General features: G+C 44.9%; 11 protein-coding genes and 1 other annotated feature (1 of these 12 cut by a window edge). Of the genes, 9 read left to right on the forward strand and 2 right to left on the reverse strand.

The genetic code is table 11. The features are described from left to right. Positions 1–59, forward strand: a sequence feature (Thr leader region) (it extends 58 nt beyond the left edge of the window). A 53-nt stretch (positions 60–112) separates the two neighbouring features. From thrA to J4N44_RS02325, 4 genes are all read left to right on the forward strand, one after another. Next, on the forward strand, positions 113–2,572 hold the full coding sequence (gene thrA, locus J4N44_RS02310; protein WP_252044814.1) for a bifunctional aspartate kinase/homoserine dehydrogenase I: 2,460 nt from the start codon (positions 113–115) through the stop codon (positions 2,570–2,572). A gap of 20 nt (positions 2,573–2,592) precedes the next feature. Further along, positions 2,593–3,549 carry a homoserine kinase gene (thrB, locus tag J4N44_RS02315; RefSeq protein WP_005447861.1) on the forward strand — a complete coding sequence of 319 codons (957 nt, stop codon included), beginning with the start codon at positions 2,593–2,595 and terminating at the stop codon, positions 3,547–3,549. Beyond that, positions 3,546–4,826 carry a threonine synthase gene (thrC, locus tag J4N44_RS02320; protein ID WP_009702444.1) on the forward strand — a complete coding sequence of 427 codons (1,281 nt, stop codon included), beginning with the start codon at positions 3,546–3,548 and terminating at the stop codon, positions 4,824–4,826. Before thrB ends, thrC begins: the two co-directional genes overlap by 4 nt. Before the next feature lie 139 nt (positions 4,827–4,965). After that, on the forward strand, positions 4,966–5,625 hold the full coding sequence (locus tag J4N44_RS02325) for an NADPH-dependent FMN reductase (protein ID WP_005447863.1): 660 nt from the start codon (positions 4,966–4,968) through the stop codon (positions 5,623–5,625). Positions 5,626–5,736: 111 nt separating this feature from the next. Here the strand turns inward: J4N44_RS02325 and grcA are convergent, their stop codons facing one another. Next, positions 5,737–6,114: an autonomous glycyl radical cofactor GrcA gene (gene grcA, locus J4N44_RS02330; protein WP_005434930.1), complete on the reverse strand. Its 378-nt coding sequence runs from the start codon at positions 6,112–6,114 to the stop codon at positions 5,737–5,739. A gap of 326 nt (positions 6,115–6,440) precedes the next feature. Here grcA and nfo point away from each other — a divergent pair, with 326 nt between their 5' ends. The 3 genes from nfo to J4N44_RS02345 all read left to right on the forward strand — a co-directional run bounded on the left by nfo (position 6,441) and on the right by J4N44_RS02345 (position 9,102). Continuing rightward, complete coding sequence (nfo, locus tag J4N44_RS02335) at positions 6,441–7,328, forward strand: deoxyribonuclease IV (protein WP_005447864.1); 888 nt, start codon at positions 6,441–6,443, stop codon at positions 7,326–7,328. Positions 7,329–7,727: 399 nt separating this feature from the next. Beyond that, entirely contained in the window at positions 7,728–8,408 is a 681-nt protein-coding gene (gene ung / locus J4N44_RS02340; protein ID WP_009697626.1) for a uracil-DNA glycosylase, read from the forward strand. A 142-nt stretch (positions 8,409–8,550) separates the two neighbouring features. After that, positions 8,551–9,102 carry a hemerythrin domain-containing protein gene (locus tag J4N44_RS02345; RefSeq protein ID WP_005434924.1) on the forward strand — a complete coding sequence of 184 codons (552 nt, stop codon included), beginning with the start codon at positions 8,551–8,553 and terminating at the stop codon, positions 9,100–9,102. A gap of 229 nt (positions 9,103–9,331) precedes the next feature. Here the strand turns inward: J4N44_RS02345 and J4N44_RS02350 are convergent, their stop codons facing one another. Next, entirely contained in the window at positions 9,332–9,517 is a 186-nt protein-coding gene (locus J4N44_RS02350) for a DUF3545 family protein (RefSeq protein ID WP_005447876.1), read from the reverse strand. 722 nt (positions 9,518–10,239) lie between these two features. On the opposite strand from J4N44_RS02350, the gene J4N44_RS02355 reads away from it, so the two are divergent. Then, on the forward strand, positions 10,240–11,676 hold the full coding sequence (locus J4N44_RS02355) for an alanine/glycine:cation symporter family protein (RefSeq protein WP_005447878.1): 1,437 nt from the start codon (positions 10,240–10,242) through the stop codon (positions 11,674–11,676). A gap of 116 nt (positions 11,677–11,792) precedes the next feature. Then, positions 11,793–12,569, forward strand: coding sequence for a peroxide stress protein YaaA (gene yaaA, locus J4N44_RS02360; RefSeq protein WP_005447880.1), 777 nt, complete (start codon positions 11,793–11,795; stop codon positions 12,567–12,569). Positions 12,570–12,650: the final 81 nt, after the last annotated feature.

Consider the following 12,650-nt stretch of genomic DNA (forward strand, 5'->3'; position numbering starts at 1 on the left):
CTGAGCGAAAGAAATTCACAAGAAAGGCCTGTATCCAACAAGATACAGGCCTTTTTTTATGCTTTTTTATAAAGAATTTAGACAGATCTAAGAAGATACATCGGAGGAAGGGATGCGAGTATTAAAGTTTGGCGGCTCATCATTAGCGGATGCAGATCGCTTTCTAAGAGCGGCGGATATCATCGCCAACAATGCGCAGCAAGAAGAAGTCGCAGTGGTACTTTCAGCACCAGGCAAAACGACCAATAAACTGGTCGCGGTGATTGAAGGTGCACTTCGCAATGGTGAAGCTGAGTTGCAAATCAATGAACTTGAAGCTTCGTTCAAAGCATTATTTTCAGATATCCAAAATGTATTGCCAAACATCGATGGTGCTGCATTTGATAACCAAGTAAAAACTTCACTTTCTCAGCTTCGCCAATTCGTTCATGGCATCAATCTTCTTGGTATGTGCCCAAACAACGTCAACGCACGCATCATTAGTAAAGGTGAGCGCGTCTCGATTCAGTTGATGAAAGCGGTATTAGAAGCGAAAGGGCAACCTGCGCATCTTATCGACCCAGTCGAGTATCTATACGCAAAAGGCGATCACCTAGAAGCGATGGTCGATGTTGAAGTCTCTACTCAGAACTTCCGCCAAAATCCTCTTCCTCAAGGTCACGTAAATATCATGCCTGGTTTTACCGCAGGTAATGAGAAAGGTGAGTTAGTAACACTTGGTCGTAATGGCTCTGACTACTCTGCTGCGGTTCTTGCAGCGTGTTTGCGCGCAGATTGCTGTGAAATTTGGACTGACGTTGATGGTGTTTACAACTGTGACCCTCGTTTGGTGGAAGATGCTCGTCTTCTTAAATCACTGAGCTACCAAGAAGCGATGGAGCTTTCGTATTTTGGTGCATCCGTTCTGCATCCGAAAACCATCGCACCTATCGCACAATTCCATATTCCTTGTCTGATCAAAAACAGCTTTAACCCACAAGGGGCTGGTACGCTGATTGGTCAAGACACTGGCGAAGATAACCTCGCAATCAAAGGCATCACGACGCTGAACGACCTAACGATGGTTAACGTGTCTGGTCCTGGTATGAAGGGTATGGTTGGCATGGCAAGCCGAGTATTTGGTGCAATGTCATCAGCTGGAGTGTCTATCGTTCTGATCACTCAATCTTCTTCTGAGTACAGCATCAGCTTCTGTATCGAAGCGCAAGACAAAGCAAAAGCACAACAAGTATTGGCGGATGCGTTTGAACTTGAACTAAAAGACGGTCTACTTGAACCAGTCGAGTTCATTGATGATGTTTCTATTGTGACACTTGTGGGTGACGGTATGCGTACATCACGCGGTGTTGCATCTCGTTTCTTCTCATCTCTTGCTGAAGTGAACGTAAACATTGTCGCCATTGCACAGGGCTCATCTGAGCGTGCAATCTCAGCCGTGATTCCTGAAGATAAAATCTCTGAAGCGATCAAAGCCTGTCACGAGAACCTATTCAACTCTAAGCACTTCTTAGATGTATTCGTGGTTGGTATTGGCGGCGTTGGTGGTGAACTGGTGGATCAGATCGAGCGTCAACAAGCGAAGCTTGCGGAAAAAGGCATTGTGATTCGCGTATGCGGCTTAGCAAACAGTAAAGGTCTTCTACTTGATAGTGAAGGGCTGCCACTGGAGCATTGGCGTGACCGTATGTCGGCAGCGACAGAAGAATTCAGCCTAGCGCGTCTGATTTCTTTAGTACAACGCAACCACATCATCAACCCAGTATTGGTTGACTGTACTTCAAGTGAAGATATCGCGAATCAATACGCAGACTTCCTAGCTGCAGGTTTCCACGTCGTAACACCAAACAAGAAAGCAAACACAGCAAGCATGGCCTACTACCATCAACTTCGCGATGTTGCGCGCAGCTCTCGTCGTAAGCTGATGTATGAAACAACCGTAGGTGCAGGTCTACCGGTAATCGAAAACCTACAAAACTTAATCTCAGCAGGTGATGAACTAGAGCGCTTCAGCGGCATCCTTTCTGGCTCTCTTTCTTACATCTTCGGCAAGTTAGACGAAGGCATGAGCCTAAGTGAAGCAACCAACATCGCGAAACAAAACGGCTTTACCGAACCTGACCCTCGTGATGATCTATCGGGTATGGACGTTGCGCGTAAGCTACTTATCCTTGCTCGTGAAGCTGGTATGTCCCTAGAACTAGAAGACGTTGTGGTTGATCAAGCTCTGCCACCAGGTTTTGACGACTCAGGCTGCGTTGAAGAGTTCATGGAACGTTTACCAGAGGCGGACGCGTACTTTAAAGAGCTGTCAGCTAAAGCGGCGGAAGAGGGCAAAGTGCTGCGTTATGTGGGTGAAATTGTTGATGGTAAATGCACGGTAAGCATTGCTGCCGTAGATGAAAATGATCCGATGTTTAAGATCAAAGATGGTGAAAACGCACTGGCATTCTACAGCCGCTACTACCAACCAATTCCACTGGTATTGCGTGGTTACGGTGCGGGTACTGAGGTTACGGCAGCGGGCGTATTCTCGGATGTGATGCGTACTTTAGGTTGGAAGCTAGGGGTATAACGACAATGAGTTCAAGTGATATGGATGTAGTGGTCTACGCCCCAGCATCAATTGGTAATGTAAGCGTTGGTTTTGATGTTCTGGGGGCGGCGGTGTCCCCAGTTGATGGCACACTATTGGGTGACCGTGTATTGGTTAAGTCTGGGGCTGAGCCGTTCAGCCTAAAGACGGCTGGTGATTTTGTTGAGAAGCTACCAACTGAGCCAAAAGAGAACATCGTTTACGATTGTTGGGTAGTGTTTGCTCGCGAGCTAGACAAGAAAGGCGTCGAGCTAAAGCCACTTGAAATGACACTAGAAAAGAACATGCCAATCGGCTCTGGATTAGGCTCAAGTGCATGTTCTATCGTTGCTGCATTAGATGCATTGAACCGATTCCATGGTCAGCCGCTTAACGAGACAGAGTTACTGGCGCTGATGGGAGAAATGGAAGGTAAGATCTCTGGTGGTATTCACTACGATAACGTCGCACCGTGTTACCTTGGCGGTGTACAATTGATGCTTGAAGAGTTGGGTATCATCAGCCAAGAAGTGCCTTGCTTTGATGATTGGTTCTGGGTGATGGCATATCCGGGTATCAAAGTATCAACAGCAGAAGCGCGTGAGATCCTACCATCTCAATATCGCCGACAAGATATCATTGCTCATGGTCGCCATCTTGCGGGCTTTATTCATGCGTGTCATTCTGGTCAGCCAGAACTTGCTGCAAAAATGATCAAAGACGTGATCGCAGAACCGTATCGTGAGAAACTGCTCCCGGGTTTTGCAAATGCACGTCAATACGCAGCGTCTGCGGGTGCATTGGCAACCGGTATTTCTGGCAGTGGTCCGACACTGTTCAGTATTTGCAAAGAGAAAGATGTCGCTGAGCGAGTTGCTCGCTGGTTAGAACAGAACTACGTACAAAACGAAGAAGGATTCGTCCACGTTTGTCGTCTAGATAAGCAGGGTTCGAAAGTAACAGGAAGTGAGCTATGAAGCTTTACAATATAAAAGAAAATGATGAACAAGTTTCCTTTGGTCAAGCCGTTCGCCAAGGGTTAGGTCGTAACCAAGGTCTATTTTTCCCATCGGAACTACCAAAATTTGAAGACGTTGATGCGCTACTGGCAGAAGACTTTGTCTCTCGTAGCACGAAAATCCTATCTGCACTGATTGGTGATGAGCTGGCGGAAGAGCAAGTTAACGCATTGGTTGACGCTGCATTCCAATTCCCTGCGCCAATTAATCAAGTGAAAGACGGTGTTTACGCTCTGGAACTGTTCCATGGTCCAACGCTTGCATTTAAAGACTTTGGTGGTCGCTTTATGGCGCAATCTCTTGCAGCCGTTTCGGACGGCGGCAAGATCACCATTCTGACTGCAACTTCTGGCGATACTGGCGCAGCCGTTGCGCATGCTTTCTACGGTATGGAAGACATCAACGTTGTGATTCTTTACCCGAAAGGCAAGATCAGCCCACTGCAAGAAAAGCTATTCTGTACGCTTGGTAAAAACATTCACACTGTCGCGATCGATGGTGACTTCGACGCGTGTCAGGCTCTGGTTAAGCAAGCTTTTGATGATTCGGCATTGCGTGAAGAGATCGGTCTGAACTCTGCAAACTCAATCAACATCAGCCGCTTGATGGCACAAATCTGTTACTACTTTGAAGCTGCCGCGCAAATGAGTAAGCAAGAGCGTGAAAACCTAGTCGTGTCTGTACCAAGTGGTAACTTTGGTAACCTAACTGCTGGTCTACTGGCAAAAGCACTGGGTCTGCCTATCAAACGTTTTATCGCTGCAACTAATGCTAATGACACGGTACCGCGTTACCTACAAACGGGTAAGTGGGAGCCAAAACCAACGGTTGCAACGACATCGAACGCGATGGACGTGAGTCAACCAAACAACTGGCCTCGTATCGAAGAGTTGTGTCGCGTGAAAGAGTGGGGCTTGGAGACGCTAGGAAAAGGTGCTGTATCTGATGAGCAAAGCGCTCAGTCAGTGAAAGACTTACATGCTTTAGGTTACCTGTGTGAACCGCACGGTGCGATTGCTTACCGTGTTCTTGAAGAGCAACTGCAAGATGGTGAGACCGGTCTGTTCCTATGTACTGCACACCCTGCGAAGTTCAAAGAAGTGGTGGATGACATTCTGCAATCTGACATTGACCTTCCTGCACCGCTAGCGAAGCACGCTGCGATGGAACTGTTATCAGAAGATCTCGACGCAGACTTTGACGCATTGAAACAAGTACTGCGCCGCGTGCAGTAAGCTTCAAAAGCACAGCAAGCACCAAAACAGAAATAGCGAGAGGTGGATGAGTAATCATTCACCTTTTTTATTGCCGATAAGTTTTAACTCTCTTTATGCTTGAGAAACGAACTTAACTAAATGAGATGGAAAGAGAAGCATGCATTTTTTGATTTTTCTTGGCTCAGTGAGAGACAGCACGCCACCACGACCAGCCCGTTTAGGAATGCGAGTCAGTAGAGCGTGTGAAAAACTTATCGCGAGTCAGCATTCGCAACATACTGTCGAAATCATTGACCCATTGAACTATGACTTTGGCGATGTGTTTAAGCCCGAGTTTGCTTATCACCGCTCTAAAGTGCCGCAGCACCTAAGTGAGTTGGCAGACAAAATCAAACAGGCCGATGGGTATGTGATGGTTAGCCCGGAATACAACCATTCGATGAGCCCAGCTTTGGCAAACATGCTTAATCACTTTGGCAGTTCGCTGTTTTCCTATAAGCCAAGTGCTATCGTGACCTACTCTGCCGGGCAATGGGGTGGTGCTCGTGCTGCAGTGTCGATGCGTACTTTCTTATCCGAGTTGGGGTGCTTGCCTGTGTCGGCAATGATCCACATTCCGAAAGCACAAGAGGTATTTGATGAGCACGGTGTGGCTGCGAATGAGTCGGAGCAGGCGCAGTGGGACAGTTATATGAATCGCACCCTGCATCAACTGATTTGGTGGGCAGAAGGGGCGTCACTGCAAAGAGATAGGCTTGATCCAACCTCGTTGGCACAAGCGTTTCAGAAAGATCCTTCGCAAAGAAATGCACCTTGAAGGCGAGTTGCTTTTTACTATCGGAAGGGTTTCGAAGGATCCAGAAACAAAAAAAGCTTGGTCATTGCTGACCAAGCTTTTTAAATTCTAGCAAACTAGTTTACTGAGAGATTATAGAGACTCAGTAAAAGTACGAGCGATTACGTCACGTTGCTGTTCTGGAGTTAGCGAGTTGAAACGTACTGCGTAACCAGAAACACGGATAGTTAGCTGTGGGTAGTTCTCTGGGTGTGCAACTGCATCTTCTAGAGTTTCACGTTTAAGAACGTTCACGTTTAGGTGTTGACCACCTTCGATGCGAGGAGCAGTTTCGATTGCTACTTCACGGCTTTCGTATTCACCTAGGTCGCTGATTGCGATAACTTGGTCTGCTTCGTAAGTTGATGCTGCAGCAACACAACGCGCTTCGTTTTTCTCGCTATCTAGTAGCCAGATTGAGTTTAGTAGTTCGTCGTTAGCTGCTTTAGTAATTTGGATACCTTGGATCATCACTATCTCCTAGACCACTTACGTGGTGATTATTGGTGTTAATTTTCGAATTTTTGTCGAGCTAAGTATTATATAGCCAATATCCATTATTTTAATATTGATTTAAGTCAAAAAACAACCAAAAACCTTAATTTTTTGAAGGTGATTTTCTTGAGTTAAATCAATAAAACGTTTGAAAACATACTATTTACAATTTATTTGATAATATAAAAAATATTTAAAAGTTAATTTTGTTGTAAATTTACTACAAAATGAGCTCAAAAATTAACCTTGGTAACGCAACTGCCTGTATTTAGGTAGTCATACTGAAAGTCTAAAGTGATTAAATGACAAACATGAAAAACAAGTTTGGAAACAAATTTATTGGTGCTCACGTATCTGCGGCTGGAGGGGTTGACCAAGCGCCTCTTCGTGCTCGTGAGATTGGTGCGAATGCGTTTGCTCTGTTTACTAAGAACCAGCGTCAATGGGTTGCTAAACCACTCGAAGAAAAAACCATTAGTGCATTCAAGGCGAACTGCAAAATGCTTGGTTTTGGCGCCGAGCACATTCTGCCCCATGACTCTTATCTGATTAACTTGGGGGCGCCGGAAGAAGAAAAGCTGAATAAATCCCGCGCGGCATTTATTGATGAGATGGAGCGTTGTAACCAGTTAGGTTTAACCTTGCTCAACTTCCACCCCGGTAGCCACTTAAAGAAAGTGTCAGAACAGGCGTGTTTGTCGACGATCGCTGAGTCGATCAACCTGGCGCACAAAGCAGTGCCGAATGTGATCGCAGTGATTGAGAACACTGCAGGTCAGGGCACTAACTTGGGTTGGAAGTTTGAGCATCTTGCTGAAATCATCGATCAAGTAGAAGACAAAGAACGCGTTGGCGTGTGTCTTGATACTTGCCACACGTTTACTGCCGGTTACGATCTGCGTACCAAAGAGGATTGTGAGCATACCTTTGCCGAGTTCGATCGTATCGTAGGCATGCACTATTTGAGAGCAATGCATCTAAATGATTCAAAAGTCGAATTCGCTAGCAAGGTTGACCGTCACCACTCATTAGGCAAAGGTGAGATCGGTTGGAGCTGTTTTGAGTACATCGCTAAAGATCCACGTTTTGATGGTATCCCTTTGATTTTAGAAACAATTGACCCAGATATTTGGCAGCAAGAAATCAACACCTTACGCCAATTCCACATTGAAGAAATGGTTAATTCCTAACGGGATGGCAAAGTTGGCATCCTTCTTTCTTAGCTAAAACCATTGAGCAGTTATGCGCTTGTTTTAAACGCCTGAACTCAACGTTGTAGTTAGGCGAAGCTAGTTAGGAGGATGACAATATGTCTCGACCAGTTTCTTTTATCCCAGCGACACACTCTCGACGAGTATTACGTTTACCAGCCCCAAACCGCCATATCTCAGGGCAAGGGCACTTTCGAACGCCGCAGCGCAATTAGCATTATCATTGTGCGTTATTCTGGTTTTAGCCAAACCAGCATGGATTAACACCAGCTGTCTGCGCGTCAGTTTTTGAAAAGCCGTCTCAAGCTGGTGGTAAGTTTTTGTTTGTTTGAGTTTCGCTCGTTAGAATAGAGGGAAACATTAGGACAGGAACTTTCCATGAATCAGTTACCCACTTGGCACGATGTGATCGGCGAAGAGAAAGAGCAGAGCTACTTTGTCGATACTTTGAATTTTGTTGAAGCAGAACGAGCGGCAGGCAAAGCCATTTATCCGCCAGCGAAAGACGTATTTAATGCGTTTCGTTTTACCGAGTTCAAAGACGTTAAAGTAGTGATTCTGGGGCAAGACCCTTACCACGGTCCTAATCAAGCGCATGGTTTGTGTTTCTCTGTGCTGCCTGGTATTAAAACGCCACCATCTTTGGTGAATATGTACAAAGAACTGGCGCAAGATATTGAGGGTTTCCAAATTCCTCAACATGGCTTTCTACAAAGCTGGGCAGAGCAAGGTGTGTTGCTACTAAATACCGTATTGACGGTAGAGCAGGGCAAAGCACACTCGCACTCAAAAACGGGCTGGGAAACCTTTACTGACCGCGTAATTGAAGCGATTAACCAGCATCAACAAGGAGTGGTGTTTCTGCTGTGGGGCTCACACGCGCAGAAGAAAGGTCGCTTTATCGATCGTAACAAACACTATGTGTTAACGGCACCGCATCCATCACCGTTGTCTGCTCACCGAGGTTTCTTTGGTAGCAAACCATTTTCACAAGCGAACCAGATCCTCTCTCAGCAAGGCAAAGAGGTCATCAATTGGCACCTACCAATGGCGGTGTAAAGTGCACTTTCCTCTTATATAAGGAGAGAGCAATCAGTACAGCGATCGTGACATCACGATCGCTGTTTTTTTGAACACCGTCGAGTCAGGTTTTCGCTTTCTCATATACACTTATTAAAAGTAGGTGTTAAGGAGAGACGCTATGATGATCGAAAGAATTCGACGCGAACACGGCTATATGGTCCGTCTGCTGGCAATACTGCGCCACAAATTGAATGAGATTAAACAAGAACGCGCCATCAACTATGCGTTGGTGAGTGAGATCGTGGATTATCTTTCTAACCATTCAGAAAAAATTCACCATCCTAAAGAAGATATTCTCTATCGCTACTTCCTAGAGCATTATGGTCAGCAAAAGACCATGGAAAACTTGGAACAGGAACATCAAGAGCTGGCGGACAAAACCAAAGCGTTTTCAATGTTGATTGAGATGATTTTGCAGGATGCTGTTGTCCCTCAAGATATGTTCGTTGCTCAGCTTGAAGACTTCATCGTGACGCAAAAGCGCCATCTGGAGCTAGAAGAGCGCCAAATCTTACCTCTAATTGAAGAGTTGTTCACTTCGCAAGACTGGCAATATGTTGAAAGCCTATGGCATGAGAACGAAGACGATCCTGTGTTTGGTAATACTATTGCAGATCGCTACAAGCAACTTGCAGATCGAGTGCGTCAGAACGACGCTGAGTTTGTCTAAAACATAAAAATGACGAAGTAATCGATTGCGTGTGCGTAGTTTGTTTCGTCATTTTCTTGTCTGATGGGAATTGTTTAGAAATTGTCTCGTTTAAAATATGAGTGAAAACTGAGGGAAATTCTCAATAGATAAGAATGGGCGTCATGCCAATAAAATCAGCATGAAGATCACCCACTTTTGTCCTCTCTACAAATGACAAAAGGCACCATTGAGGTGCCTTTTGTGCGAATTATAGTTTGATGTCATCCAGAGTGATGTCGTTGCAGACATCAAGTTCGCGCAGCTCTTTGAGCAAATTGCGTCTATCGTTCATTTCTTCGATTTCTCGCCACTTACGCTTCACTGGTTTTGAGCGAGACTTGGTTGTTGAGGTAGTATCCAGACCAAATAGGTCATCGAGTTGAAAGCCTTCCATAAGCCACCTTTACCTTTTTCTATCTAAACTGTTATATCCAGTCCTTGTGGAGCTTTTTAAGTACCACAATAGGCGTGAGAATAACCATGATATATTTCGCATTTGTGTCGGTAACATGACATTTTCGCGTAAAAATACTCACAGAATCACATTTTGCACATATCTAAAGTGGACAAAAAATAAGCGAACGAACTCACGAAAACGATTAAATGAAGAGATTTGGTATGTTAATTCGAAGGGCTCATTTTACTCAATTTTTGAATACTAAGGTTGCATAGCATCGCTTTGATTAAAATGTATCCAATCGTAACAAAGCGGAGTAAGAAATTTTTCTCAGATACCTTGTGATAACTAGCCTCATCAAAAATAAATGGTATTGCGTTTTGTTAATGATGGAAGGGCTATTTATGTTGAGATTTGATAAACAAGATGTTGCTGTTTGTGAGCGTTAAGTTTTCCTTTTATGTTAACTTTTGGTGACTTTCTAGTGAAAAATAACAAGGTTATTTTACTTGTTGCATATTGATTTTTGCTTTTCGAGGCTGCATTATCCGCCCGTCAAAAAATACGCTGGTACGTAAAATGGATGCATGAAGCGACGTTTACGATTCTAGATTGCGCAATAAACATTACTCAAAAAGCTAAGCACACTTTGACACTTAGCAGGCAATCTGGTGGATGGCTTGGAAGCAAAGACCGGCGCAACTCACTTTGAGGTACACATGACAGACTTAATCAATTTGATGAACGATCTCCTTTGGGGTTCGATTCTGGTTTATCTTCTTGTTGGTGTAGGAATCTACTTCACCGTTCGATTGGGATTCATTCAATTCCGTCATTTCGGCCACATGTTCTCTGTTCTGAAGAACAGCCGTAAAGCAGACAAAGCTGGTATTTCTTCTTTCCAAGCGCTTTGTACTAGTCTTGCTGCACGTGTAGGTACAGGTAACATGGCGGGTGTTGCTGTTGCTTTGACAGCAGGTGGTCCTGGTGCAATCTTCTGGATGTGGTTGATTGCAATGCTTGGTATGGCGACGTCGTTTGCGGAAAGTACGCTAGCGCAGCTATACAAAACCAAAGATGATGATGGCAACTACCGCGGTGGTCCTGCTTACTACATGGAAAAAGGTTTGGGCATGCGCTGGATGGGCGTGCTGTTCTCGATTTTCCTAATCATCGCTTTTGGTTTGGTATTCAATGCCGTTCAAGCAAACTCAATTGCAAACGCAATGAGCACTGCATTTGGTTGGAATGACCTTTATGTTGGTATTGCTGTTGTAGCACTGTCAGCCGTCGTTATCTTTGGTGGTATTAAGCGTATTGCGAAAGTAGCTGAACTGATTGTTCCAGTGATGGCACTAGCATACTTACTACTGGCGTTGTTTGTGATGTTCTCTAACCTAGACAAACTACCAGATGTGCTAATGCTTATCTTCAAGAGCGCATTTGGTCTGCAAGAAGCAGCTGCGGGTGGTCTTGGTTACGCAATCGCACAAGCGATGATCAACGGTATCAAACGCGGTCTGTTCTCGAACGAAGCTGGTATGGGTTCTGCACCAAATGCAGCAGCATCTGCAACCCCTTATCCACCGCACCCTGCATCTCAAGGTTACGTTCAGATGCTAGGCGTATTCATGGATACGATTGTTATCTGTTCTGCGACAGTGGCTATCATCCTTATGTCAGGTGAGTACGTTGGTCAAGCAACGGAAGTGACCGGTATTGAGCTAACTCAGCGTGCATTGAGCTCACAAGTTGGTGATTGGGGCAGCATCTTTGTTGCTGTTGCGATCTTCTTCTTCGCATTTACTTCGATTATTGCGAACTACTCATACGCTGAAACGAACCTAATCTTCCTAGAGCACAACCACAAAGCAGGTCTAGGCATCTTCCGTATCATTGTATTGGGTATGGTTATGTTCGGTGCGCTAGCATCACTACCTGTGGTTTGGTCACTGGCTGACGTATCAATGGGTTTGATGGCGATAGTGAACTTGGTGGCGATTCTATTGCTATCTGGTATCGTGATTAAACTGGCGAAAGACTACAACCGCCAGCTAAGCGAAGGTAAAGTGCCGACGTTTGATGCAAATGACTTCCCTGAGCTGAAGTCTCAGCTAGAAGATGGCATTTGGGACAACACGAAAAAAGAAGACTAAGTGATGTTCACTGCCAATCATTGTTGAAAGCTATCAACACGATTCAAAAAGCCATGCAGACAATGCATGGCTTTTTTTGTACTCTAATGGAAAATAAAATTAGGGAAGTTAAAGTCATGCTCATCGTAGTTTCTCCAGCTAAAACGCTCGATTACGAATCACCACTCGCGACCGAGAAGTTTACTCAACCTGACTTGGTTAGCTATTCAAAAGCGCTGATCGAGGTATGCCGTAAATTAACACCTGCCGATGTTGCATCACTGATGAAAGTGAGCGACAAAATCGCTGATTTGAACGTTGGTCGTTTCCAAGAGTGGAGTGAAACTTTCACCACAGATAATGCACGCCAAGCCATTTTGGCATTTAAAGGCGATGTGTACACAGGTCTTGAAGCGGAAACCCTTTCTGACGCTGATTTTGACTACGCTCAAGATCACCTAAGAATGCTATCTGGTCTATACGGTCTGCTTAAGCCACTCGATTTAATGCAGCCATACCGTCTTGAGATGGGCACTAAGCTGGCGAACGACAAGGGATCTAACCTTTACCAGTTCTGGGGTAATGTCATTACCGATAAGCTGAATGAAGCGATTGCTGCGCAAGGCGACAACGTATTGATTAACCTTGCATCAAATGAATATTTCAAAGCGGTGAAGCCAAAGAACTTGGATGCACAAGTGATCACGCCTATCTTCAAAGACTGTAAGAATGGTCAATATAAGGTGATCAGCTTTTACGCGAAGAAAGCGCGCGGCATGATGGCTCGCTACATCATCGAAAACCGTATCGAAAGTGTTGCTGACCTCACTAAGTTTGATGTTGCGGGTTACTACTTCGTTGAAGAAGAGTCGACACCAACAGACTTAGTTTTCAAACGAGAAGAGCAAAACTGATTGAAGTCAGTCAATCGCGAGTTGATGATTCAGCGAAATAAAGTACGCCAAAAAGCCGGATAGTTATCCGGCTTTTTTTAT

Origin of the sequence: Vibrio sp. SCSIO 43155, assembly GCF_023716605.1 — a bacterium.
GTDB classification, from domain to species: domain Bacteria; phylum Pseudomonadota; class Gammaproteobacteria; order Enterobacterales; family Vibrionaceae; genus Vibrio; species Vibrio harveyi.

Bases quoted from the DNA above. Each gene is read 5' to 3' on its own strand.
- thrA (WP_252044814.1), top strand. From the start codon at position 113: ATGCGAGTATTAAAGTTTGGCGGCTCATCATTAGCGGATGCAGATCGC.
- thrB (WP_005447861.1), top strand. From the start codon at position 2,593: ATGGATGTAGTGGTCTACGCCCCAGCATCAATTGGTAATGTAAGCGTT.
- thrC (WP_009702444.1), top strand. From the start codon at position 3,546: ATGAAGCTTTACAATATAAAAGAAAATGATGAACAAGTTTCCTTTGGT.
- J4N44_RS02325 (WP_005447863.1), top strand. From the start codon at position 4,966: ATGCATTTTTTGATTTTTCTTGGCTCAGTGAGAGACAGCACGCCACCA.
- grcA (WP_005434930.1), bottom strand. From the start codon at position 6,114: ATGATCCAAGGTATCCAAATTACTAAAGCAGCTAACGACGAACTACTA.
- nfo (WP_005447864.1), top strand. From the start codon at position 6,441: ATGACAAACATGAAAAACAAGTTTGGAAACAAATTTATTGGTGCTCAC.
- ung (WP_009697626.1), top strand. From the start codon at position 7,728: ATGAATCAGTTACCCACTTGGCACGATGTGATCGGCGAAGAGAAAGAG.
- J4N44_RS02345 (WP_005434924.1), top strand. From the start codon at position 8,551: ATGATGATCGAAAGAATTCGACGCGAACACGGCTATATGGTCCGTCTG.
- J4N44_RS02350 (WP_005447876.1), bottom strand. From the start codon at position 9,517: ATGGAAGGCTTTCAACTCGATGACCTATTTGGTCTGGATACTACCTCA.
- J4N44_RS02355 (WP_005447878.1), top strand. From the start codon at position 10,240: ATGACAGACTTAATCAATTTGATGAACGATCTCCTTTGGGGTTCGATT.
- yaaA (WP_005447880.1), top strand. From the start codon at position 11,793: ATGCTCATCGTAGTTTCTCCAGCTAAAACGCTCGATTACGAATCACCA.